The following is a 22,373-nucleotide window of genomic DNA, read 5'->3' as shown; positions in this document are numbered from 1 at the left end:
GTGCATGATGACGACTAAACGCAAAGCCTACGTGCGGCCAATGCCGTCCACCTGGTGGAAAAAACTGCCGTTTTATCGCTTCTATATGCTGCGTGAAGGCACGGCTGTTCCCGCGGTCTGGTTCAGCCTCGAACTGCTGTACGGGGTTTATGCCCTCAAGCACGGCCCGGAAGCCTGGGCCAGTTTTGTGGGCTTCCTGCAAAACCCAATCATCGTTGTGCTGAACCTGATTGTGCTCGCCGCCGCGCTGCTTCATACCAAAACCTGGTTTGAACTGGCGCCAAAAGCAGCGAACATCATTGTAAAAGGCGAAAAAATGGGGCCAGAGCCGGTCATTAAAGGGCTCTGGGCAGTGACGGCAGTTGTCTCTGTGGTCATTCTGTTTGTCGCACTGTTCTGGTAAGGAGACTACTGTGATCAATCCAAATCCAAAACGTTCAGACGAGCCGGTCTTCTGGGGGCTGTTTGGCGCAGGCGGCATGTGGAGCGCCATTATTGCCCCGGTCATTATCCTGCTGGTCGGGATCATGCTGCCGCTGGGGCTGTTCCCGGGCGATGCGCTGAGCTATGAGCGCGTACTGGCCTTTGCGAGCAGCTTTATTGGCCGCGTGTTCATCTTCCTGATGATCGTCCTGCCGCTGTGGTGTGGTCTGCACCGTATCCACCATGCGATGCACGATCTGAAAATCCATGTGCCAAGCGGTAAATGGGTCTTCTACGGTCTGGCGACCATTCTGACGGTCGTCACGTTGATTGCCGTGGTCACCATCTGACTGAACAGGCCCGCCATCCGGCGGGCTTTTTACTTTTTCATCTTCTCCACCAGCCACCGGGAAAATTCGCGCATGGCTGGCGTTTCTGCCCTGGACTGCAATCGGGTCAGCCAGTAACTGCCGAGCTCAATCTGCGTCGCAAAGGGCTGCACAATGCGCTCGCTGGCTAACAGATGGGTAAACATATCGACAGGCGCAATAGCAATACCCACCCCTGCCTGAGCGGCCTCCAGCATGGTCACGGACGAATCAAATACCATCACGCGGTGCGTTGGCGAAGGGGGATGCTCGCCGGCCGCCTGCATCCACGCGGTCCACTCGTCGCGTCGGTAGGAGCGCAGCAGCGTAAACCTGAGGATGTCGGCCGGACTGTGCAGACTGGCGGCGATATCGGGCGTACACAGCGGCGCGAGCGGCGCATGACAAAGAAATTCAGCCTCGGTACCGTGCCACGCCCCGCCACCGTAGCGGATCGTATAGTCAAGCCCTTCAGCAGCCGGATCAACGCGGTTGTTATGGGTGGAAAGCTGAAGATCGATATGCGGATAGCCACGGCGAAAATCCTCCAGCTGCGAGAATAAGACCCCGGTGGCAAACGTACCCACCACGCCGATTTTCAGCTTCTCCTGCGCACGATGGTTAGCGAAGCGATCCAGCATTCCGGCTATACGATCGAACGAATCATTCAGCACCGGCAGTAAATTTTCGCCCTCGGTAGTCAACATCAGCCCGCGCGACACGCGAATGAACAGCTGACAGTTCAGGTGCTGCTCCAGCGTTTTCACATGCTGGCTAATAGCCGAATGCGTCACGTTCAGTTCAATGGCCGCATGCGTAAAACTGAGATGTCTTGCGGCAGCCTCAAAAGCCCGAAGCGAATTGAGGGGTAGATAGCTTCGCGTCATGGTCGCTTCCGTTAGAAAAATTAACAGCTAATGCTAAATTTAACCGTTTGTCAGGCACAGTCAAATCCAACAGACTACGCCTGTCTGACGGGCCCGGACATCCCCTTGACTCGCTATTACGGAAGATTACTGATGATGAAAAAATCCCTTTGCTGCGCCCTGCTGCTCGGCATCTCTTGCTCTGCTCTCGCCACGCCAGTGTCAGAAAAACAGCTGGCGGAGGTGGTCGCGAATACGGTTACCCCGCTGATGAAAGCCCAGTCTGTTCCAGGCATGGCGGTGGCCGTTATTTATCAGGGAAAACCGCACTATTACACGTTTGGCAAGGCCGATATCGCGGCGAATAAACCCGTTACGCCTCAGACCCTGTTCGAGCTGGGTTCTATAAGTAAAACCTTCACCGGCGTTTTAGGTGGGGATGCCATTGCTCGCGGTGAAATTTCGCTGGACGATCCGGTGACCAGATACTGGCCACAGCTGACGGGCAAGCAGTGGCAGGGTATTCGTATGCTGGATCTCGCCACCTACACCGCTGGCGGCCTGCCGCTACAGGTACCGGATGAGGTCACGGATAACGCCTCCCTGCTGCGCTTTTATCAACACTGGCAGCCGCAGTGGAAGCCTGGCACAACGCGTCTTTACGCCAACGCCAGCATCGGTCTTTTTGGTGCGCTGGCGGTCAAACCTTCTGGCATGCCCTATGAGCAGGCCATGACGACGCGGGTCCTTAAGCCGCTCAAGCTGGACCATACCTGGATTAACGTGCCGAAAGCGGAAGAGGCGCATTACGCCTGGGGCTATCGTGACGGTAAAGCGGTGCGCGTTTCGCCGGGTATGCTGGATGCACAAGCCTATGGCGTGAAAACCAACGTGCAGGATATGGCGAACTGGGTCATGGCAAACATGGCGCCGGAGAACGTTGCTGATGCCTCACTTAAGCAGGGCATCGCGCTGGCGCAGTCGCGCTACTGGCGTATCGGGTCAATGTATCAGGGTCTGGGCTGGGAGATGCTCAACTGGCCCGTGGAGGCCAACACGGTGGTCGAGGGCAGCGACAGTAAGGTAGCGCTGGCGCCGTTGCCCGTGGCAGAAGTGAATCCACCGGCTCCCCCGGTCAAAGCGTCCTGGGTCCATAAAACGGGCTCTACTGGCGGGTTTGGCAGCTACGTGGCCTTTATTCCTGAAAAGCAGATCGGTATTGTGATGCTCGCGAATACAAGCTATCCGAACCCGGCACGCGTTGAGGCGGCATACCATATCCTCGAGGCGCTACAGTAAAACATTGCCGGGTGGCGCTGCGCTTACCCGGCCTACACAATACGTGAACTTTGTAGGCCGGGTAAGGCGAAGCCGCCACCCGGCAAAACACCCTGCACAATCTCCCGCATTTTCCTTGCTGTCATCTACACTTAACAAAAAACAGTAAGGAAACTCCTATGCGCATTCTGCCTGTTATTGCCGCAGTAACAGCCGCGTTTTTAGTGGTTGCTTGCAGTTCCCCTACTCCTCCGCCTGGCGTCACGGTAGTCAGTAATTTCGACGCACAGCGCTTCCTCGGCACCTGGTATGAAATCGCCCGAATGGACCATCAGTTCGAACGGGGCTTAGAAAAAGTCACGGTCAGCTACAGCGCGATGGATGACGGCGGGATCCGGGTCATTAACCGCGGTTATAACCCGGATCGCCAGATGTGGCAGCAGTCAGTTGGTCAGGCCTATTTCACCGGCGCGTCTAACCGCGCGGCCATGAAAGTCTCTTTCATCGGCCCATTCTACGGCGGGTATAACGTCATTGCGCTGGACAGAGAGTACCGCCATGCGCTGGTGTGTGGGCCGGATCGCAACTATCTATGGCTCCTCTCCCGCACGCCAACGATCTCGACGGAAATGAAACAGCAGATGCTGGACATAGCGACCCGGCAAGGGTTTGACGTGACGAAATTAATCTGGGTAAAACAGCTGCATTAGTGCGTACTGAGTTTTAACCCGATGATACCCGCGACGATTAACGCGAGGCTGGCGATACGCGCCAGACTCGCAGACTCCCCCAGCAGCAGAATGCCGGTAATGGCAGCTCCTACCGCGCCAATTCCAGTCCAGACAGCGTAAGCCGTTCCGACTGGCAAGGTTCGCATCGCCCATGACAGCATAACGATACTGACAATCATTGCGGCGATAGTGATGACGCTGGGCGTCAGGCGGGTAAAACCGTGGGTATATTTCAGGCCAATTGCCCATACCACTTCGAGCAAACCGGCAATAACAAGAACGATCCAGGACATATCAGGCTCCTTAACTTAACGACAAGTTGGGGCCGTCCCCGATGAATGAAGCGCTTACGGGTCGTCCCGCAAGGCTGAGGTTGCGCCTTATATTTTGGTTAGCATGGAATTTTTTTTCAAACTTTTTCTGCTGAACACGTTAAGGCAAGAAATAGCCTCAGTAAGGCACGGAGTTCAGGCATTTATGACTCATCCGACTTCTCTATGATGATAGGCTTTCTGATGGCAGGAAGCCAAACCACTAGCCGACTGCGAAAATTATATGTTCAAAATTCTTTTGATTGACCGTTGTCACTTCACCCGCACGGGATTTGAAGCCTGGCTCAATCATTCAGACCTGTTTTCGGGTCATTTCGTCGTAACCGGGGTAAATAATCTTTTCCTCGCCAGAGAGCATATCCAGCAATGGAAACCTGCGCTGGTCATCGCTGATTTATCGGGCTTCCGGCAGGATTTACACCATTTTCAGCAGCTATCTTCCCTGCTTATTGCCAGCGAAACATTGCCTTTTATTATGCTGCAATCGGGGCAGGAGCAGGAGATGACAGATTATCTTGCGCAGTTCCCGATATGGTCTTCACTCTCCAAAAATACCGATCTGGAAGGGCTGGCGGCGGTGATAAACGACGCGCTAACGACATGCGCAAGCGCGGAGCTTCCGGAAATGGCGGCACCGTTACTGACGCGTCAGGAAGAGAGAGTATTGACCCTGTGGATGGATGGTGCGAGCAACCAGAAAATTGCCAGCAATCTGCGCATTAACGGAAAAACGGTGTATACGTACAAACGCAATATCCGCATGAAGCTTCATATGGACACGCGTTACTCCCCGTTTTTATCGCTACAGGAAGTGGAGAATTGACGGTACGGTGAAGTTAGCTGCCGTACCGTCGCTTTCATTAGTTCTGAGCTTTAGTTGCTGCGCCAGAAATCGCGTTACCACCGTCGGAGATATCTTCCCCTACGCCACGGGTGGTGTTACATGCAGTCAGTACCGAAGAAAGCACCAGAACAGAAAAGATCGCTGCAATTGTTTTCTTAACCATAATATCTTCCTTTTATAGCCAAAGTTATTTTGTGTATAGCAACTTAAGAATAGACAAGATCTTGTCGTTTGACGGAAAAGGAAGAATTTTTAGGAAAATTAGACGGAATTAGCTGGCCGCATGGGAAATGATATGGCCGAGATCCTGAATATCTTCGCCCACGCCACGCGCGGTGTTGCAACCGGAGAGAATTGCGCTTGAGAACGCTAACAGAAGCAGAATTTTAACGGTACGTTTCATCTTCCCTGCCTGCAAAATCAGGCGCAGCGGGCGCTGCGCCTTTAATCATGACGTAAATTACTTCACGCGGGATACATATTCGCCGGAGCGGGTATCCACTTTGATCACTTCACCGATCTGTACGAACAGTGGCACTTTAACCACCGCGCCGGTAGACAGGGTGGCAGGCTTGCCGCCAGTACCTGCGGTATCACCTTTCAGACCTGGATCGGTTTCAACGATTTCCAGCTCAACGAAGTTCGGAGGCGTAACCGCGATAGGCTGACCGTTCCACAGAGTAACGATGCACTCAGCCTGATCCAGCAGCCACTTGGCGTTGTCGCCAATCGCTTTCGCGTCCGCAGACAGCTGCTCGAAGGTTTCGTTGTTCATGAAGTGCCAGAACTCACCGTCGTTGTACAGGTAAGTCAGGTTCATATCGACAACATCAGCGCCTTCAGCGGAGTCAGTAGATTTGAAGGTTTTCTCAACACGGGTACCGGTCAGCAGGCGGCGCAGCTTAACGCGTGCGAATGCCTGGCCTTTACCTGGTTTAACGAATTCGCTGGCTTCAACCGCGTACGGTTCGCCGTCCATCATGATTTTAAGACCAGCACGAAAATCGTTGCTATAGTACGTTGCCATAAGGCCCTCTAAATTTGTTAACTGGTAGCTAAGCCACAAAATGGCGCATATTGTAACCCTAAACACCCCGTCCAGAGAAGATTGGTTATCGCAACTTGCCGATGTAATCACCAGTCCTGATGAATTGCTGCGTCTTTTAGACCTCGAACAGCACGAAGCGTTGCGTGCAGGTCGTGAGGCGAAGCGCCTTTTCGCCCTGCGCGTTCCCCGCGCGTTTGTTGCCCGAATGGAAAAGGGTAACCCTGATGATCCGTTATTAAAACAAACGCTTACTTCTCAGGATGAGTTTATTACCGCTCCCGGATACAGCACCGATCCGCTGGAAGAGCAGAACAGTGTCGTCCCGGGTTTGCTGCATAAATACCGCAATCGTGCCCTGCTGCTGGTTAAGGGCGGTTGCGCGGTAAATTGCCGCTATTGCTTCCGTCGCCACTTCCCGTACGCCGAAAACCAGGGCAATAAGCGCAACTGGCAGGTGGCGCTGGAGTACATCACGGCGCACCCGGAGCTGGATGAAATCATCTTTTCCGGCGGCGACCCGCTGATGGCAAAAGATCATGAGCTGGACTGGCTGCTGACTCAGCTTGAGACCATCCCGCACATTAAGCGTCTGCGCATTCACAGCCGTTTACCGATCGTCATCCCGGCGCGTATTACCGACACCCTGGTCACGCGCCTGGAGCAGTCCCGTTTGCAGGTGCTGCTGGTGAACCATATCAACCACGCGAATGAAATTGACGCGGACTTTCGTGCGGCGATGGCGCGTATGCGAAAGGCAGGCGTGACGCTGCTCAACCAGAGCGTATTACTGCGCGGCGTGAACGACAGCGCCCGCGTGCTGGCCGATCTCAGCAATGCCTTATTTGATGCGGGCGTAATGCCCTATTACCTGCATGTTCTGGATCGCGTCCAGGGCGCGGCGCACTTCATGGTGACAGATGAAGAGGCCCGGAAGATTATGCGCGAGCTGTTAACGCTGGTTTCGGGTTATATGGTGCCGAAGCTGGCACGTGAGATTGGCGGAGAGCCGAGTAAGACGCCGCTGGATTTGCAGCTGCGGCAGCAGTAAAAAGTCAGGTGGCGCTACGCTTACCTGCCCTGGAGATAAAGCGGCAGCGCCATCAAAAAGTTATATCAGTTCGGGCACTTATAGACCTGGCCGTTCATCTGGCTGGCGGTTGGCACAAAGCTGGACAGCATCCCCTGCGTCGGGCTGCTCACCCCGTAAATCACATTGCCGCCCATTGCCGCAGCCTGATTACGCAGGGCATTGGCCGCACCGCGCATAGAGCCGCCCTCTTCGCCGTGCTGCCCCGACATCCAGTTGCTTTGCTCGCCAGTGGCGGTGCCTAACAGCTGGCATTCGCTGCCCGGCTTATCTTCCACAAAGCGAACGCTCTGGCCCGCTGCCGTCAGCTCATTGCTGGTGCTACAACCCGCCAGCAGCAATGCTGCACCTACAATCCCTGCACAGACTTTTATGCGCATGTTATTCCTCGTTTTCAATAAGCTGGACAGTAGTTGTCCGCGTGTAAACCTTATACTAAAAAGATGACCAAAAGAAAAATGCTGAGCATTTCTGCGAGCCAGATTCCGCTCGCACTCCTCCGACATCTTAAATGAATTCTGATAATAACCTTTGGGATATCGTGTTTTAGCCCCCGATCGTTTTTAGTGATGCGACGTACAACTTTTGTACGCGACTCAAAAAAGGGGGTTTCATGAGTGCATCATCCTCAGGAGAGGAAAAAGTAACCTGGGTGGGCTATCTGGCGTTCGTGCTCACCATCGTATTTTTCTCAGGTTTTTTCGCCAAAAGTACCGAATGGTGGCGCGTGCTGGATTTTACCGTGCTGAACGGCAGCTTTGGACCGGTGAACGGCGCGCTGACGTTTCGCGGTGAGGGCGGCACAGGAGCGAAAGACGGTTTTTTATTTGCCCTTGAACTGGCGCCCTCGGTCATTTTATCGCTCGGGATCATTGCCGTTACCGAGGGGCTGGGCGGGCTGCGCGCCGCACAACAGCTCATGACGCCCATTCTGCGTCCGCTGCTCGGCGTGCCGGGCATCTGCTCTCTGGCGCTTATCGCCAACCTGCAAAATACCGATGCAGCCGCAGGGATGACCAAAGAGTTGACTGACGAAGGGGCGATTACTGACCATGAACGCGCCATTTTCGCCACCTTCCAGACCAGCGGTAGCGCCATTATTACCAACTATTTTTCTTCTGGTGCCGCACTCTTTACCTTTATTACCGTCCCAGTGATCACGCCGCTTGCCGTCATTCTGGTGTTCAAATTTGTTGGCGCGAACTTCCTGCGACTGTGGATCGCCCACATGGAAGTTCGCCGCGTTCAGGAGGAAAGATGATCGCCCAGCCGCGTAAAAATATCATGGACCTGTTTATCGATGGCGCCCGCCGCGGCTTTACCATCGCCACCACCAGCCTGCTGCCGAACGTGGTCATGGCGTTTGTCATCATTCAGGCGCTCAAGGTAACCGGCCTGCTGGATATTGTCGGCAGGGTATGCGAGCCCATCATGGCCCTGTGGGGGCTTCCGGGTGCGGCGGCAACGGTTCTTCTGGCCTCGGTAATGAGCATGGGCGGCGGTGTGGGGGTCTGCGCCAGTCTGGTCGCTGCCGGCACGCTCAACGGTCACGATGCCACCATCCTGCTGCCCGCCATCTATCTGATGGGTAATCCGGTGCAAAACACGGGCCGTTGCCTTGGCACCGCAGGCGTCAACCCGAAGTATTATCCGCACATCATCACTATCTGCGTCATTAACGCCCTGCTCTCAATGTGGGTGATGCAGCTACTCTTCTGAGGAGATAAAAATGGATTTTTCAGTGCTGGAACCGCACCTTTTCCGCAATGCGCAGCTTTACGCTCCCGAGGATCTTGGGCATTGCGATCTGCTGATTGCCGGAGGAAAAATCGTCGCAGTCGAAAAAGCGGGCCACGCCACAACGAGGCCAGACTGTCCTGAAAGCGATCTCGTCGGAGCGGTGGTTTGTCCGGGGTTTATCGATCAGCATGTACACCTGATTGGCGGCGGCGGTGAAGCCGGTCCCCACACCCGGACGCCAGAGGTGCGATTGTCTGCGCTGGTGGCGGCTGGCATCACCTCCGTTGTTGGCCTGCTGGGCACCGACGGCGTGACCCGCCATCCCGAGTCGCTGCTGGCGAAAACGCGGGCGCTAGAGCATGAAGGGATCAGCACGTGGATGCTGACAGGCGCGTATGGCCTGCCTTCTCCGACGATTACCGGCAGTATCGAAAAGGATGTGGCGCTGATTGATAAAATCATTGGCGTGAAATGCGCGATTTCCGACCATCGCTCTTCCGCTCCGGCAGATGACCAGCTCGCGAATATGGCCGCCCAGTCACGCGTCGGCGGGCTGCTGGGCGCCAAAGCGGGGATATCCGTGTTTCACCTCGGCAACAGCCCGAAACTGCTGGAGCCGCTGCTTAACATCCTGAATAACGCCGACGTGCCCCGCACGAAGCTGCTGCCAACTCACGTCAACCGCGCCCAGGCACTGTTCCACGCCGCACTGGACTATGCCCGCGAAGGGGGGTACATCGACATCACCACCAGCATCAGCGAGCCTGTTGATGCCGCCACCGCTATCGCGACGGCCCGTGAAGCACAGGTGCCGTTTAACCGGCTCACGCTCAGCTCGGATGGCAACGGCAGCCAGCCGAATTTTGACGCAAATGGTAATCTTGTTGGCATTGGCGTGGCGGGATTTGAATCCCTGCTTGAGACGCTACAGCAGCTGGTCGGCCGGTATCACCTGCCGCTGGAGGAGGCGCTTCTGCCGTTTACGCGTAACGTGGCGGAGTTTCTCGGCCTGGAGCATAAAGGGCGGATCGCGCCCGGATGCGATGCCGACGTCCTTGTGCTGACCGATGATCTTAAGATCCGTGAGGTCTGGGCGAAAGGCCGCCAGATGGTGAGTGGAGGCGTTGTGTGCGTGAAAGGCACGTTTGAGTAGAAGACAATAAAAAACCCCGGGCATTGCTGCCCGGGGTTCGTTCTGAGAGGTTCAGAACAACATGATTACATCATGCCGCCCATGCCACCCATGCCACCCATACCACCAGCAGCACCTAAGTCAGGCGCGTCGCCTTTAGGCAGGTCGGTCACCATGCACTCGGTCGTGATCATCAGACCAGCTACAGATGCCGCGTATTGCAGTGCAGAACGGGTCACTTTAGTTGGATCCAGGATACCGAAGTCGATCATGTTGCCGTATTCTTCAGTTGCCGCGTTGTAACCGTAGTTACCTTCACCCGCTTTCACGTTGTTCGCAACCACAGACGGCTCTTCACCGGCGTTGGACACGATCTGACGCAGAGGAGCTTCCATCGCGCGCAGCGCAACTTTGATACCCACGTTCTGGTCTTCGTTCTGAGCAGTCAGGCCAGCCAGTTTAGCGGCTACACGCACCAGCGCGACACCACCACCAGCAACCACGCCTTCTTCTACCGCAGCACGGGTCGCGTGCAGGGCATCGTCAACGCGTGCTTTCTTCTCTTTCATTTCAACTTCGGTAGCCGCACCGACTTTGATTACCGCTACGCCGCCTGCCAGTTTCGCTACGCGCTCCTGGAGTTTTTCACGGTCGTAATCGGAAGTTGCTTCTTCGATCTGCTTACGGATCTGACCAACACGGCCCTGAATAGCAGCTTCTTCACCCACACCGTCGATGATGGTGGTGGTGTCTTTGTTGATCACAACGCGTTTCGCCTGGCCCAGGTCTTCCAGGGTCGCTTTTTCCAGCTCCATACCGATCTCTTCGGAGATCACGGTACCGCCAGTCAGGGTAGCGATATCCTGAAGCATCGCTTTACGACGATCGCCGAAGCCAGGTGCTTTAACCGCTGCCACTTTCACGATGCCACGCATGGTGTTAACCACCAGAGTCGCCAGCGCTTCGCCTTCAACGTCTTCAGCAATGATTACCAGCGGCTTGCCTGCTTTCGCAACGGCTTCCAGCACTGGCAGCATTTCGCGGATGTTGGAGATTTTCTTGTCAGCCAGCAGGATGAACGGGCTTTCCAGCTCAACAGCGCCAGTTTCTGGCTTGTTGATGAAGTATGGAGACAGGTAACCGCGATCGAACTGCATACCTTCAACCACGTCCAGTTCGTCTTCCAGACCAGTACCGTCTTCAACGGTGATCACGCCTTCTTTACCGACTTTATCCATCGCTTCAGCGATCAGTTTACCTACGGTTTCGTCGGAGTTAGCGGAGATAGTACCAACCTGAGCAATGGCTTTAGAGTCAGAGCACGGTACGGACAGCGCTTTCAGTTCTTCAACAGCAGAGGCGACAGCTTTGTCGATACCACGTTTCAGATCCATTGGGTTCATGCCCGCAGCAACGGCTTTCAGGCCTTCGGTGATGATCGCCTGCGCCAGTACGGTCGCGGTGGTGGTGCCGTCACCGGCAGCGTCGTTCGCTTTAGAGGCAACTTCTTTCACCATCTGTGCGCCCATGTTTTCGAACTTGTCTTCCAGCTCGATTTCACGTGCAACAGAAACACCATCTTTGGTGATGGTTGGCGCGCCGAAGGATTTGTCCAGCACTACGTTACGGCCTTTCGGGCCCAGAGTGACTTTCACTGCGTCTGCCAGTACGTTTACGCCGCGGAGCATTTTTACACGAGCGTCGTTACCGAATTTTACGTCTTTAGCTGCCATGTTCTTATTTCCTCAAATTCGTACAGTTTCGTGCGTTAATTACGCTTCAACAATTGCCAGAATGTCGCTCTCGGACATGATCAACACTTCTTCATTGTCGATCTTCTCGGATTTCACGCCGTAGCCATCGTTGAAAATGACGATGTCACCAACTTTAACGTCCAGTGGCTGCACAGTTCCGTTTTCCAGGATGCGGCCCTTACCGACAGCGATGATTTCGCCACGCGTTGATTTTGCTGCTGCTGAACCGGTCAGAACGATGCCGCCAGCAGACTTGGTTTCAACTTCTTTACGTTTGACGATCACACGATCATGTAACGGACGAATACTCATTGATAGCTCTCCTTTGAGAAAGTCATTATCAGTTATGGATGACGCCGGTCCGCATGCGGTTTTCCGGCTAGTGCCCTGAGAGATGGGGATAGCTTTTTACCCCTTCAAGGGGTAATCGAAAAAAAATTTGCGAAAGTGTTACCATCCACTCTCTTTTGATGGTCGCGGGACGAGGTAAATGAGTGGACTCAGGCAGGAGTTGGGGCTGGCGCAGGGCATTGGCTTACTCTCAACGTCTTTATTAGGCACGGGGGTATTTGCGGTTCCCGCGCTGGCGGCATTGGTTGCCGGCAATAACAGTCTTTGGGCATGGCCGGTGCTGATCGTGCTGGTGTTTCCGGTGGCGATTGTCTTTGCCATACTCGGGCGGCACTTCCCGAGCGCAGGCGGCGTAGCGCATTTTGTCGGCATGGCGTTTGGGCCGCGGATGGAGCGCGTCACCGGCTGGCTATTTTTGTCGGTGATACCCGTTGGCCTTCCGGCAGCCCTGCATATCGCAACCGGCTTCGGACAGGCGCTGTTTGGCTGGCACGATGAACAACTGCTGCTGGCTGAACTCGGTACGCTGGCCATTGTCTGGTGGGTTGGCTCACGCGGGGCCAGTTCCAGCGCCAATCTGCAAACGCTGGTCGCCGTGTTAATTGTCGCGCTGATCGTCGCCATCTGGTTTGCGGGTGACATTACGGTGGCGGATATTCCTTTCCCCGCGATTAACGACATCGACCACGCACAGCTTTTCGCTGCACTATCCGTCATGTTCTGGTGTTTCGTCGGTCTGGAGGCGTTCGCTCATCTGGCATCCGAGTTTAAACAGCCCGAGCGTGATTTCCCCCGCGCCCTGATGATTGGCCTGCTGCTGGCGGGTACCGTGTACTGGGCCTGTACCGTACTGGTGCTGCACTTCAATGCGTTCGGTGAAGAGAAAGCCGCCGCCGCGTCGCTGCCGGGCATCGTGGTGCAGCTGTTTGGCGTTAAGGCCCTGTGGGTAGCCTGCGTGATTGGCTATCTCGCCTGCTTTGCCAGCCTCAACATCTATATTCAGAGCTTCGCCCGGCTGGTGTGGTCTCAGGCACTTTATAAACCGGATAGCCCCCTCTCACGCCTGTCAAAGCGTCAGCTTCCGGTGAATGCGCTGAATAGCGTACTGGGCTGCTGCGTGGTGAGTTCCCTGGCCATTTATCTCCTCGACATCAACCTTGACGCGCTGATTGTCTACGCCAACGGTATTTTCATCATGATCTACCTGCTGTGCATGCTGGCGGGCTGTCGGCTACTGAAAGGACGCTTTAAGGCGCTGGCGGCTGTCGGGTGTGTCCTGTGCCTGATGCTGCTGGCGATGGTGGGATGGAAGAGTGTGTACGCCATCGTCATGCTGGCGGGGCTGTGGGTGTTTTTACCGAAGCGGCAAAAGCCGCAGGCCCGGTGAGCGAGCGCCACCGGGCCACAAACTCACCGATCGTCTTTATGATCTAACCGGTCGCGCTGCTCATCCTTACGCTGATATTCCCCTTCAAAGGTATCCCCCGGGCCGGTGCTGAAACCACCGCCTGGCATACGGCTGAAACGCAGGTGCGGCAGCAGCTTCATGGTCAGATGCTTCTGCACCGGCGGCAACAGCAACAGCAGGCCGAGGAAGTCGGTGAAGAAACCAGGCAGGATCAGCAGCAAACCAGCAATAATCAGCGACACGCTTTTGATCATCTCGGCGGCCGGGCTTTCGCCTGCGGCCATCTTCTGCTGCATTAACAGGAAATTTTTGAAACCCTGATTGCGCACCAGCGACATGCCGATGACGGAGGTGAAGATCACCAGAATCAGCGTCAGCAGGACGCCCAGCACATGGGCAACCTGGATGAAAATCGAAATCTCAATGTAAACATAAAGAAAGAAAGCAATAAATGGTATCCAGCGCACTGGCATCTCCTGTGTGGCAGGTGCCTTCAGGCCCCTGACTGAATGTGTTCGCGAAGCGCGTAGATAAGAAATGGTGACGGTTAGCCAAAATTCAATCGGTTTGCACGGATATTTTTTCTGGAAATATTAAAGCGGTGACATATTTCACAGATTAATAATTATCATGAAATCGGGTCGATAATAAGTGATCCAGCTTACGGCAATTCGCTATCATCAGCATATGATCTCGAACATCTGGCCGATTGAGGGAATAATCGTCGGTCATAAAATATTCAAAACCACATATATACTGTGTGTTTAGTACAATCCATCGGCAGCTTGAAAAGAAGGTTCACATGTTAAACAACATTCGTATCGAAGAAGATTTGTTGGGTACCAGGGAAGTTCCAGCGGATGCCTACTATGGTGTTCACACTCTGAGAGCGATTGAAAACTTCTACATCAGCAACAGCAAAATCAGCGACATCCCTGAATTTGTGCGTGGCATGGTGATGGTAAAAAAAGCCGCGGCTCTGGCGAACAAAGAGCTGCAAACCATTCCTAAAAGCGCTGCAAATGCGATTATCGCCGCGTGCGATGAGGTGCTGAACAACGGCAAATGCATGGATCAGTTCCCGGTCGACGTCTATCAGGGCGGCGCGGGCACCTCCGTCAACATGAACACCAACGAAGTGCTGGCAAACATCGGCCTGGAGCTGATGGGTCATCAGAAAGGTGAATACCAGTACCTGAACCCGAACGACCACGTTAACAAATGTCAGTCCACCAACGACGCCTACCCAACCGGCTTCCGCATCGCGGTGTATGCCTCTATCGTCAAACTGGTCGACGCGATTAATCAGCTGGGCGATGGCTTCCAGCGTAAAGCCGTTGAGTTCCAGGACATCCTGAAAATGGGCCGTACCCAGTTGCAGGACGCGGTGCCAATGACCCTCGGACAGGAATTCCACGCGTTTAACGTGCTGCTGAATGAAGAGACCAAAAACCTGCTGCGCACGTCCGAACTGCTGCTGGAAGTGAACCTGGGCGCAACCGCCATCGGTACACGCCTGAACACGCCAGATGGCTATCAGCAGCTGGCGGTACAGAAGCTGGCTGAAGTGTCCAACTTGCCGGTTGTGCCTGCGGAAGACCTGATTGAAGCTACCTCAGACTGCGGCGCCTACGTGATGGTGCACAGCGCACTGAAACGTCTGGCGGTGAAACTGTCCAAAATCTGTAACGACCTGCGCCTGCTCTCCTCCGGTCCGCGCGCTGGCCTGAATGAAATCAACCTGCCAGAGTTGCAGGCGGGTTCATCCATCATGCCAGCTAAAGTGAACCCGGTGGTGCCAGAGGTGGTGAACCAGGTTTGCTTCAAGGTTATTGGTAACGATACGACCGTCACCATGGCATCCGAAGCCGGTCAGCTCCAGTTGAACGTGATGGAGCCGGTGATTGGCCAGGCGATGTTTGAATCTATCCATATTCTGACCAACGCCTGCTACAACCTGCTGGAAAAATGCATCAACGGCATCACCGCGAATAAAGAAGTGTGTGAAGGCTACGTCTATAACTCCATCGGCATCGTCACCTACCTCAACCCGTTCATCGGCCACCACAACGGCGATATCGTCGGGAAGATTTGTGCCGAAACCGGTAAGAGCGTGCGTGAGGTGGTTCTCGAGCGAGGATTGTTGACCGAAGCCGAACTGGACGATATCTTCTCCGCCCAGAACCTGATGCACCCGGCATATAAAGCGAAACGATATACCGATGAAAGCGAACAGTAACCGTTCAGGCTAAGCTTCCGAAAGGCACGTCACTTGTGACGTGCCTTTTTTCTTTATGGGCGTTACCAAAACACAACAATTCAATATCAACTTGTTAATGAGCAAGGCAGGTCTTTATGTTTGGAGCAGAACTCGTCATCGTCCTGTTGGCGATTTATTTGGGCGCACGACTCGGGGGTATCGGCATCGGTTTTGCCGGCGGTCTCGGGGTGCTTGTACTTACCCTGATCTTTCAGATTAAACCCGGCGCAATCCCTTTTGACGTTATCGAAATCATCATGGCGGTTATTGCTGCTATCGCGGCTATGCAGGTCGCAGGCGGTATGGACTACCTGGTGAGCCTGGCGGAGCGAATGCTGCGTCGCCATCCGAAATACATCACCTTCCTTGCCCCACTGGTGACCTGGTTTATGACCATTCTCGCCGGTACCGGCCATACCGCTTTCTCCACGCTGCCGGTAATCACCGAAGTGGCGAAAGAGCAGGGTATTCGCCCGTCTCGCCCTCTTTCTATTGCCGTGGTCGCCTCCCAGATTGCGATTACCGCCTCGCCTATTTCCGCGGCGGTGGTCTTCTTCGCGGGTATCCTTGAGCCGATGGGCGTAAGTTACCTGACGCTGCTGGCAATCTGTATTCCGGTCACGCTGATCGCGGTAATGATCACTGCCGTACTGTGTAACTTCCTCGGTGCCGAGCTGAAAGACGATCCGGTTTACCAGGAGCGTCTGGCAAAAGGTGAAGTGAGCCTGCGCGGTAGCCAGGTCTTCGAGCTGAAGCCGCATGCAAAACGCTCCGTGCTGCTGTTCCTGATTGGTATCGTCGCCGTGATGTTCTACGCGACCGCCATCAGCGATACGGTAGGTCTGATCCAGAACCCGGTTCTGCCGCGTAACGAAGCCATTGTGGTATTTATGCTGACCATCGCGACGCTGATCAGCATCACCTGTAAAATCGACACCAGCGAAGTGCTGAACGCCAGCACCTTCAAATCCGGCATGAGCGCCTGCGTGTGCGTGCTGGGCGTGGCGTGGCTCGGTGATACCTTTGTGAAAGCGCACATCAGCGATATCCAGACCGTTGCAGGCGACCTGCTGCACAACTATCCGTGGCTGCTGGCGGTAGTGCTGTTCTTTGCCGCGACGTTGCTGTACTCCCAGGCTGCGACCACCAAAGCGCTGATGCCTGCGGCACTAATGCTGGGCGTGACGCCGCTGACGGCGATTGCCTCTTTTGCAGCGGTTTCCGCCCTGTTCGTTCTGCCCACCTACCCAACCCTGCTGGCCGCGGTTGAGATGGATGACACCGGCTCAACCCGTATTGGTAAATACGTGTTTAACCACGCGTTCCTGATCCCGGGCGTGGTGGCGATTACGCTCTGCGTGATCCTCGGCTTTATCATCGGCGGCATTGTGCTGTAAACGATTAGCCGTTGTAAAAATAGTTAAAATCGGGCCGCTCTGCGGCCCGTTTCATTAATGACCAACCGCCTTGCGTGATATAGTGAAGACTTTCGTGATGAGGAGGTCGACTTGTGAACACGCCTGATGCTGTTGTTGTACTGTGCACCGCCCCTGATGAAGCTTCTGCCCAGGATCTGGCCGCCAAAGTGTTGGCCGAAAAACTGGCTGCCTGTGTCACACTTCTTCCCGGCGCCACCTCCCTTTATTACTGGGAAGGTAAGCTGGAGCAAGAGTACGAAGTCCAGATGTTGCTCAAAACCAACCTGACAAACCAGCAGGCGCTCCTCGACTGCCTCAAGTCTCATCATCCATACCAAACCCCGGAGCTGCTGGTTCTGCCAGTGGTCCACGGCGATAACGATTATCTCTCATGGCTCAACGCTTCATTACGCTGATCCTGCTGCTGTGCAGCACGTCAGCTTTTGCCGGATTGTTTGACGCACCCGGCCGTTCGAACTTTATTCCTGCCGACCAGGCGTTCGTTTTCGACTTTCAGCAAAACCAGCACGATCTCAGTCTCACCTGGCAGGTGAAAGAGGGTTACTACCTCTATCGCAAGCAGGTCAGCATCACGCCGGCAAAGGCGAACGTCGGCGCATTGCAGATGCCCGCTGGCGAGTGGCACGAGGACGAGTTCTACGGTAAGAGTGAAATTTATCGTCAGCGCTTAAGCGTGCCCGTCACGGTGAATCAGGCGGATAAAGGCGCTACCCTGACGGTGACGTATCAGGGCTGCGCCGATGCGGGCTTCTGCTATCCCCCTGAAACAAAGGTCGTTCCGCTTAGCGAAGTGAAAGCGGCGGCCTCCCCTCTCCCCTCAGGGGAGAGGGGTGAAGGCAAAGCCGCTTCAGACCTTCCGTTCTCAGCGCTTTGGGCGTTATTGATTGGTATCGGCATCGCCTTTACGCCCTGCGTACTGCCCATGTACCCGCTTATCTCTGGCATCGTGCTGGGCGGTAAACAACGCCTTTCCACTACCCGCGCGCTGTTGCTGGCCTTTATCTATGTGCAGGGCATGGCGTTAACCTATACGGCGCTCGGCCTCGTGGTCGCTGCTGCCGGATTGCAGTTCCAGGCCGCCCTTCAGCACCCTTATGTGCTTATCGGTCTGTCAGCGGTGTTTATTCTGCTGGCGCTGTCGATGTTTGGCCTGTTCACCCTGCAACTGCCCTCTTCCCTGCAAACCCGTCTGACGCTAATGAGCAACCGTCAGCAGGGTGGCTCTGCGGGCGGCGTGTTCGCCATGGGTGCCATCGCCGGGCTGATTTGCTCCCCCTGCACCACCGCGCCGTTGAGCGCCATCCTGTTATACATTGCTCAGAGCGGCAACCTGTGGCTCGGCGGCGGCACGCTGTACCTCTACGCGCTCGGCATGGGCCTGCCGCTGATCCTGGTGACGGTGTTTGGCAATCGTCTGCTGCCGAAGAGCGGACCGTGGATGGAGACGGTGAAAACCGCGTTTGGTTTTGTCATTCTGGCGCTACCGGTATTCCTGCTGGAGCGCATCATTGGTGATGTGTGGGGTACACGTCTGTGGGCGATGCTCGGCGTGGCCTTCTTCAGTTGGGCGTTTATCGTGAGTCTGGGGGCGAAGAAACCGTGGATGCGCCTGCTACAGATCCTTCTGCTGGCGGCCGCGCTGGTGAGCGTCCGTCCACTACAGGACTGGGCGTTTGACACCCCGGCAGGTCAAACGCAGGCTCATCTGAATTTTATACAGATTAAGAACGTGGATGACCTTAACCGCGCCCTGGCGCAGGCGAAAGGCAAACCGGTCATGCTCGATCTCTACGCCGACTGGTGCGTGGCCTGCAAAGAGTTTGAAAAATACACCTTCAGCGATCCGCAGGTACAACATGCGCTGAGCGATACCGTTCTGCTCCAGGCGAACGTTACCGCCAACAGCGTGCAGGATAAGGCTCTACTGAAGCAACTTAATGTGCTCGGGCTGCCTACCATCCTGTTCTTCAATGAACAGGGGGAAGAACAGCTGACGCAGCGTGTAACCGGGTTTATGGACGCGACGGCATTCAACGCGCATTTGCGCAATCGCCAACCGTAAACAACACTTTAGACGGGACAAACCGTTGGGAATAGCGGAGGAGATAACCGTGCAACGCGAAGACGTACTGGGACAAGCCCTGCAATTGCTTGAGATTCAAGGGATCGCCAGCACCACGCTTGAGTTGGTCGCCGACCGTATCGATTACCCTCTGGATGAACTTAAGCGCTTCTGGCCGGATAAAGAGGCGCTGCTGTATGATGCCCTGCGCTATCTCAGCCAGCAGGTGGATATCTGGCGCAGGCAGCTGATGCTGAATGAAGAGCTGACCACCGAGCAAAAGCTGCTGGCGCGCTATACCGCACTGACGGAGTGTGTAACCAACAACCGTTACCCAGGCTGTCTGTTTATCGCCGCCTGCACCTACTATCCGGATCCCGGACACCCCATCCATCAACTGGCAGATCAGCAAAAACGTGCCGCGCACGAGTTCACACACGAGCTGCTGACCACACTTGAAGTGGATGATCCGGCAATGGTCGCGAAGCAGATGGAGCTGGTGCTGGAAGGTTGCCTGAGCCGCATGCTGGTGAACCGTAGCCAGGCGGATGTGGATACGGCGCACCGTCTGGCGGAAGATATTTTGCGGTTCGCGCAGTGTCGTATGGGTGGTGCTCTGACCTAAGCCAGCATTCCCGTCCAGGCGGAAATAAACAAACACAGCGCCATCGCGCGCTGAAATCGCACCATTGCCACGGTGGTGCGGAAAATCCGGTTCACCGCCTTCCCCAGCCACGCCCAGCACAACAAACAGACCACGGAGATCGCCAGAAACCATAGCGCCATCAGCGCAATATCCCGAAATGCATGGTCGCTTGCCGGAGCAAACAGGCTGACAACTGCCAGCGCCATCATCCACGTTTTTGGGTTTACAACCTGTAATAACGCCGCCGCCCGCGCGGTAAAGCGGACATGGCGTCTGGAGGAGAGATTCGCGGCCGGGGCGCTAAACAGCTGCCAGCTCATCCAGGAAAGCCACAGCACGCCCGCCCAGCTCATTACCTGACGTATCAGCGGATACTGGCGTAATACTTCTCCTGCCCCTGCGCCTGAAACCAGAACAATAGCGCTGGCGGCAATACACCCGCCCAGGATCGCAGGAACCGTATTTTTTACGCCAAAGTGCTGACTGTTAGCCAGTACCAGAATATTGGTTGGCCCCGGTGTAATCGAGGCGACAAATGCGAACAGCAGGAAGGGTAATAAATTCACAGGTGACTCCTTTTTTATTAGAGCCACGAATGTGACGTTATTTTCTGGAAACGTCTGGAAGGTTTGTGCACAACCGACGGTAGTGTGCCGGAGAAATACGGTATGCCCGCTGGAACCAGCGACCAAGATGGCTTTGATCGGCAAAACCCACTGCCGTCGCAACATCAACAGGCAGTTCCCCACACGCCAGCATCTGTCGGGCCTTTGCCAGGCGCAGCTGGATAAGCCAGGCGTGCGGTGCCAGGTGAAATTCGCGCTTAAAACAGCGGGTGAGCGTAAAGCGGTCCGTACCCGTCTCACGGGCAAGGTCTGACAGCCCCACGTTCTCGCCGATATGCGCATAGAGATAGTCGCGGGCACGATGCGCCACGGCGGAGCTTTGTAACTGCAACGGGAGTTTCTTACGCCAGTGGCAGTGGGCAGTGATCTGAGAGAGCAGGTTATCCATTGTGCTCTGTTGGACGATCTTCATTTCATCGTTATGCAACGAGGCAAATGTATCACCGATAGCGCGCACCAACTGAGGCTCTCGCGTCAGCGTTTGGGCAAAGTGGAGGGTGTAGCTCCCGGGAGTAGAGTCGTACAGCCCTTGAAGCGTACGGGTGAGCCAGTGTTCATCCAGATAAAAGGTCAGATAAGTAAAGCCCCCCTCTATCGGCGCATCACCGTCATGGATCTCCCCGGGCTCAAGTAAAAAAGCATCGCCCGGCTGGCTACGGTGGCGTTCACGGCGACAGTGGAACTGCTGGGTTCCGGAAAGGGTTATTCCGACCAGATAGCTATCATGCCAGTGGGGATCAAAGGCATGTCCTTCGAAATGCGCCTTAATTGTCTCAATACCTGTTTCTGCATGCTGACGCAGCTCAAGCCAGTCGTTTGCCATACTGCCCTCCTCTTACCGTCAGCATTGTCACATCTTGCCTGAACTGTCTGGAAGATTTGTGCAATTCCAGGGCACAAACGGACAGATTGCCGCAAACTTAAGCAGTTGAACAGCTTTTCCCGAAATAATGTTGACGATCGCGCGCGATTGCGGTTTAATGCGCTCCGTTGCCCGGATAGCTCAGTCGGTAGAGCAGGGGATTGAAAATCCCCGTGTCCTTGGTTCGATTCCGAGTCCGGGCACCACTATTTAAAGAACCCAGCCTACGGCTGGGTTTTTGCTTTTCTGTATCCGCTACGCATTGAATTTTCCCTTCTGTCAGGTAATAGTGATTTTTTCCCCTGACAATGAAAATGATATGACCTTATCTGCTTTAAAAGTCGGGTCACTGCTCCTGCTGTTGATCCTGTTTTATACCGGCCTGTTCACGAGCGATCGCATCACCTGGCTGATGGAGGTGACGCCCGTCATTATCATCATCCCACTTCTGCTTGCCACGCACCGGCGATACCCCCTGACTCCCCTTCTCTATACCTTGATTTTCTTCCACGCCATCATTCTGATGGTTGGTGGTATGTACACCTATGCAAAGGTTCCGGTTGGTTTTGAGGTTCAGGAGATGCTCGGGCTTAGCCGAAATCCGTATGACAAGCTCGGTCACTTCTTCCAGGGGCTGGTTCCCGCACTGGCAGCGCGAGAAATTCTGCTGCGCGGTGGGTATGTTCGTGGACATAAGATGACGGGATTTCTGGTGTGCTGTGTTGCTCTGGCCATTAGCGCCACCTATGAACTCATTGAGTGGTGGGCAGCTTTGGCAATGGGACAGGGTGCGGATGATTTTCTGGGGACGCAGGGCGATCCATGGGATACCCAGTCAGATATGTTTTGCGCGCTGCTTGGTGCGTTAACGACGGTGCTGATCCTTGGGCGTTTCCATCAGCGGCAATTGCTTCGTTTGAATGTTTGTCAGGGATAGTACGCTCTGAGTTGCCGGGTGACGGCTTCGCCTTACCCGGCCTGCCGTTTTTCAACAAACAAACGCAAAAAGGCCATCCTTCCGGATGGCCTCTTCACTTGTTTGATGCCTGGCAGTTCCCTACTCTCACATGGGGAGACCCCACACTACCATCGGCGCTACGGCGTTTCACTTCTGAG

The 22,373-nt window shown here is 55.0% G+C and carries 27 protein-coding genes and 1 tRNA gene; 17 read left to right on the top strand and 11 right to left on the bottom strand.

All coding sequences use genetic code 11. The annotated features are described in order from the left end of the window. The first annotated feature begins 7 nt into the window (after window positions 1-7). Together frdC and frdD are read left to right on the top strand one after the other, a co-directional pair. Window positions 8-403, top strand: a complete 396-nt coding sequence (gene frdC, locus ACJTMZ_RS11000; RefSeq protein WP_017383964.1) for a fumarate reductase subunit FrdC — start codon at window positions 8-10, stop codon at window positions 401-403. A gap of 10 nt (window positions 404-413) precedes the next feature. Then, window positions 414-773, top strand: a complete 360-nt coding sequence (frdD, locus tag ACJTMZ_RS10995) for a fumarate reductase subunit FrdD (protein ID WP_000609653.1) — start codon at window positions 414-416, stop codon at window positions 771-773. Window positions 774-802: 29 nt separating this feature from the next. Here the strand turns inward: frdD and ampR are convergent, their stop codons facing one another. Continuing rightward, window positions 803-1,678 carry a LysR family transcriptional regulator AmpR gene (gene ampR, locus ACJTMZ_RS10990; RefSeq protein ID WP_023302952.1) on the bottom strand — a complete coding sequence of 292 codons (876 nt, stop codon included), beginning with the start codon at window positions 1,676-1,678 and terminating at the stop codon, window positions 803-805. A 132-nt stretch (window positions 1,679-1,810) separates the two neighbouring features. Here ampR and blaACT point away from each other — a divergent pair, with 132 nt between their 5' ends. Further along, window positions 1,811-2,956 carry an ACT family cephalosporin-hydrolyzing class C beta-lactamase gene (gene blaACT / locus ACJTMZ_RS10985; protein ID WP_252010760.1) on the top strand — a complete coding sequence of 382 codons (1,146 nt, stop codon included), beginning with the start codon at window positions 1,811-1,813 and terminating at the stop codon, window positions 2,954-2,956. 158 nt (window positions 2,957-3,114) lie between these two features. Then, a complete protein-coding gene (locus ACJTMZ_RS10980) occupies window positions 3,115-3,645 on the top strand; it encodes a lipocalin family protein (RefSeq protein ID WP_023295791.1) in 531 nt (176 codons plus the stop codon). Here the strand turns inward: ACJTMZ_RS10980 and sugE are convergent. Further along, the gene (gene sugE, locus ACJTMZ_RS10975; RefSeq protein ID WP_015572453.1) at window positions 3,642-3,959 is read right to left on the bottom strand and encodes a quaternary ammonium compound efflux SMR transporter SugE; all 318 of its coding nucleotides are present in this window, start codon (window positions 3,957-3,959) and stop codon (window positions 3,642-3,644) included. The genes ACJTMZ_RS10980 and sugE overlap by 4 nt on opposite strands. A gap of 262 nt (window positions 3,960-4,221) precedes the next feature. Here sugE and ACJTMZ_RS10970 point away from each other — a divergent pair, with 262 nt between their 5' ends. Further along, window positions 4,222-4,821, top strand: a complete 600-nt coding sequence (locus ACJTMZ_RS10970) for a LuxR C-terminal-related transcriptional regulator (RefSeq protein ID WP_252010759.1) — start codon at window positions 4,222-4,224, stop codon at window positions 4,819-4,821. A 37-nt stretch (window positions 4,822-4,858) separates the two neighbouring features. Here the strand turns inward: ACJTMZ_RS10970 and ecnB are convergent, their stop codons facing one another. The 3 genes from ecnB to efp form a co-directional block, all read right to left on the bottom strand. Next, window positions 4,859-5,005 carry a lipoprotein toxin entericidin B gene (gene ecnB / locus ACJTMZ_RS10965; protein WP_003855942.1) on the bottom strand — a complete coding sequence of 49 codons (147 nt, stop codon included), beginning with the start codon at window positions 5,003-5,005 and terminating at the stop codon, window positions 4,859-4,861. A 108-nt stretch (window positions 5,006-5,113) separates the two neighbouring features. After that, window positions 5,114-5,245 carry an entericidin A/B family lipoprotein gene (locus ACJTMZ_RS10960; RefSeq protein ID WP_015572451.1) on the bottom strand — a complete coding sequence of 44 codons (132 nt, stop codon included), beginning with the start codon at window positions 5,243-5,245 and terminating at the stop codon, window positions 5,114-5,116. Between the two features lie 57 nt (window positions 5,246-5,302). Then, window positions 5,303-5,869, bottom strand: coding sequence for an elongation factor P (efp, locus tag ACJTMZ_RS10955; protein ID WP_003855940.1), 567 nt, complete (start codon window positions 5,867-5,869; stop codon window positions 5,303-5,305). Window positions 5,870-5,909: 40 nt separating this feature from the next. On the opposite strand from efp, the gene epmB reads away from it, so the two are divergent. Continuing rightward, window positions 5,910-6,938, top strand: coding sequence for an EF-P beta-lysylation protein EpmB (gene epmB / locus ACJTMZ_RS10950; RefSeq protein ID WP_017383968.1), 1,029 nt, complete (start codon window positions 5,910-5,912; stop codon window positions 6,936-6,938). Between the two features lie 65 nt (window positions 6,939-7,003). Here the strand turns inward: epmB and ACJTMZ_RS10945 are convergent, their stop codons facing one another. Beyond that, the gene (locus tag ACJTMZ_RS10945; protein WP_003855938.1) at window positions 7,004-7,357 is read right to left on the bottom strand and encodes a DUF4156 domain-containing protein; all 354 of its coding nucleotides are present in this window, start codon (window positions 7,355-7,357) and stop codon (window positions 7,004-7,006) included. A gap of 233 nt (window positions 7,358-7,590) precedes the next feature. On the opposite strand from ACJTMZ_RS10945, the gene ACJTMZ_RS10940 reads away from it, so the two are divergent. The 3 genes from ACJTMZ_RS10940 to iadA are packed head-to-tail and all read left to right on the top strand — an operon-like array spanning window position 7,591 to window position 9,870. Continuing rightward, window positions 7,591-8,238, top strand: a complete 648-nt coding sequence (locus tag ACJTMZ_RS10940) for a nucleoside recognition domain-containing protein (protein WP_015572449.1) — start codon at window positions 7,591-7,593, stop codon at window positions 8,236-8,238. Continuing rightward, on the top strand, window positions 8,235-8,696 hold the full coding sequence (locus ACJTMZ_RS10935) for a YjiG family protein (RefSeq protein ID WP_015572448.1): 462 nt from the start codon (window positions 8,235-8,237) through the stop codon (window positions 8,694-8,696). Before ACJTMZ_RS10940 ends, ACJTMZ_RS10935 begins: the two co-directional genes overlap by 4 nt. Window positions 8,697-8,706: 10 nt before the next feature. After that, window positions 8,707-9,870, top strand: a complete 1,164-nt coding sequence (iadA, locus tag ACJTMZ_RS10930; protein ID WP_252010758.1) for a beta-aspartyl-peptidase — start codon at window positions 8,707-8,709, stop codon at window positions 9,868-9,870. A 65-nt stretch (window positions 9,871-9,935) separates the two neighbouring features. Here iadA and groL read toward each other — a convergent pair whose 3' ends face one another. Together groL and ACJTMZ_RS10920 are read right to left on the bottom strand one after the other, a co-directional pair. Then, entirely contained in the window at window positions 9,936-11,582 is a 1,647-nt protein-coding gene (groL, locus tag ACJTMZ_RS10925; protein WP_015572446.1) for a chaperonin GroEL, read from the bottom strand. Between the two features lie 39 nt (window positions 11,583-11,621). After that, the gene (locus ACJTMZ_RS10920; protein WP_003855929.1) at window positions 11,622-11,915 is read right to left on the bottom strand and encodes a co-chaperone GroES; all 294 of its coding nucleotides are present in this window, start codon (window positions 11,913-11,915) and stop codon (window positions 11,622-11,624) included. A 178-nt stretch (window positions 11,916-12,093) separates the two neighbouring features. Here ACJTMZ_RS10920 and yjeH point away from each other — a divergent pair, with 178 nt between their 5' ends. Further along, entirely contained in the window at window positions 12,094-13,341 is a 1,248-nt protein-coding gene (yjeH, locus tag ACJTMZ_RS10915; protein ID WP_032104117.1) for an L-methionine/branched-chain amino acid transporter, read from the top strand. Between the two features lie 23 nt (window positions 13,342-13,364). On the opposite strand, the gene ACJTMZ_RS10910 is transcribed toward yjeH, so the two are convergent. Continuing rightward, window positions 13,365-13,829 (bottom strand): FxsA family protein, encoded by a 465-nt coding sequence (locus ACJTMZ_RS10910; RefSeq protein WP_003855925.1) that lies wholly within the window; start codon window positions 13,827-13,829, stop codon window positions 13,365-13,367. 335 nt (window positions 13,830-14,164) lie between these two features. On the opposite strand from ACJTMZ_RS10910, the gene aspA reads away from it, so the two are divergent. The 5 genes from aspA (at window position 14,165) to ACJTMZ_RS10885 (ending at window position 19,748) form a co-directional block, all read left to right on the top strand. Further along, entirely contained in the window at window positions 14,165-15,601 is a 1,437-nt protein-coding gene (aspA, locus tag ACJTMZ_RS10905) for an aspartate ammonia-lyase (RefSeq protein WP_015572444.1), read from the top strand. Window positions 15,602-15,717: 116 nt separating this feature from the next. Then, on the top strand, window positions 15,718-17,019 hold the full coding sequence (locus ACJTMZ_RS10900) for an anaerobic C4-dicarboxylate transporter (protein ID WP_003855921.1): 1,302 nt from the start codon (window positions 15,718-15,720) through the stop codon (window positions 17,017-17,019). Between the two features lie 113 nt (window positions 17,020-17,132). Continuing rightward, on the top strand, window positions 17,133-17,456 hold the full coding sequence (gene cutA, locus ACJTMZ_RS10895) for a divalent cation tolerance protein CutA (protein ID WP_003855908.1): 324 nt from the start codon (window positions 17,133-17,135) through the stop codon (window positions 17,454-17,456). Next, the gene (locus ACJTMZ_RS10890; protein WP_103270154.1) at window positions 17,432-19,123 is read left to right on the top strand and encodes a protein-disulfide reductase DsbD; all 1,692 of its coding nucleotides are present in this window, start codon (window positions 17,432-17,434) and stop codon (window positions 19,121-19,123) included. Before cutA ends, ACJTMZ_RS10890 begins: the two co-directional genes overlap by 25 nt. A 49-nt stretch (window positions 19,124-19,172) precedes the next feature. Beyond that, window positions 19,173-19,748, top strand: coding sequence for a transcriptional regulator (locus tag ACJTMZ_RS10885; protein WP_103270155.1), 576 nt, complete (start codon window positions 19,173-19,175; stop codon window positions 19,746-19,748). Here ACJTMZ_RS10885 and ACJTMZ_RS10880 read toward each other — a convergent pair. Further along, on the bottom strand, window positions 19,745-20,335 hold the full coding sequence (locus ACJTMZ_RS10880; RefSeq protein WP_163293592.1) for a LysE family translocator: 591 nt from the start codon (window positions 20,333-20,335) through the stop codon (window positions 19,745-19,747). The two genes, ACJTMZ_RS10885 and ACJTMZ_RS10880, sit on opposite strands and share 4 nt — an antisense overlap. Before the next feature lie 37 nt (window positions 20,336-20,372). Beyond that, window positions 20,373-21,218, bottom strand: coding sequence for an AraC family transcriptional regulator (locus tag ACJTMZ_RS10875; RefSeq protein WP_015572443.1), 846 nt, complete (start codon window positions 21,216-21,218; stop codon window positions 20,373-20,375). Window positions 21,219-21,387: 169 nt separating this feature from the next. On the opposite strand from ACJTMZ_RS10875, the gene ACJTMZ_RS10870 reads away from it, so the two are divergent. Together ACJTMZ_RS10870 and ACJTMZ_RS10865 are read left to right on the top strand one after the other, a co-directional pair. Continuing rightward, window positions 21,388-21,463 (top strand) — tRNA-Phe (locus tag ACJTMZ_RS10870). 113 nt (window positions 21,464-21,576) lie between these two features. Next, a complete protein-coding gene (locus tag ACJTMZ_RS10865; RefSeq protein WP_015572442.1) occupies window positions 21,577-22,194 on the top strand; it encodes a DUF2238 domain-containing protein in 618 nt (205 codons plus the stop codon). Window positions 22,195-22,373 lie beyond the last annotated feature (179 nt).

It is taken from the genome of Enterobacter sp. DN (genome assembly GCF_046054285.1).
GTDB lineage: Bacteria > Pseudomonadota > Gammaproteobacteria > Enterobacterales > Enterobacteriaceae > Enterobacter > Enterobacter hormaechei_C.
The sequence above is the reverse complement of the archived record's forward strand: the minus strand, read 5'-3'. Positions and strand labels throughout refer to the sequence as shown.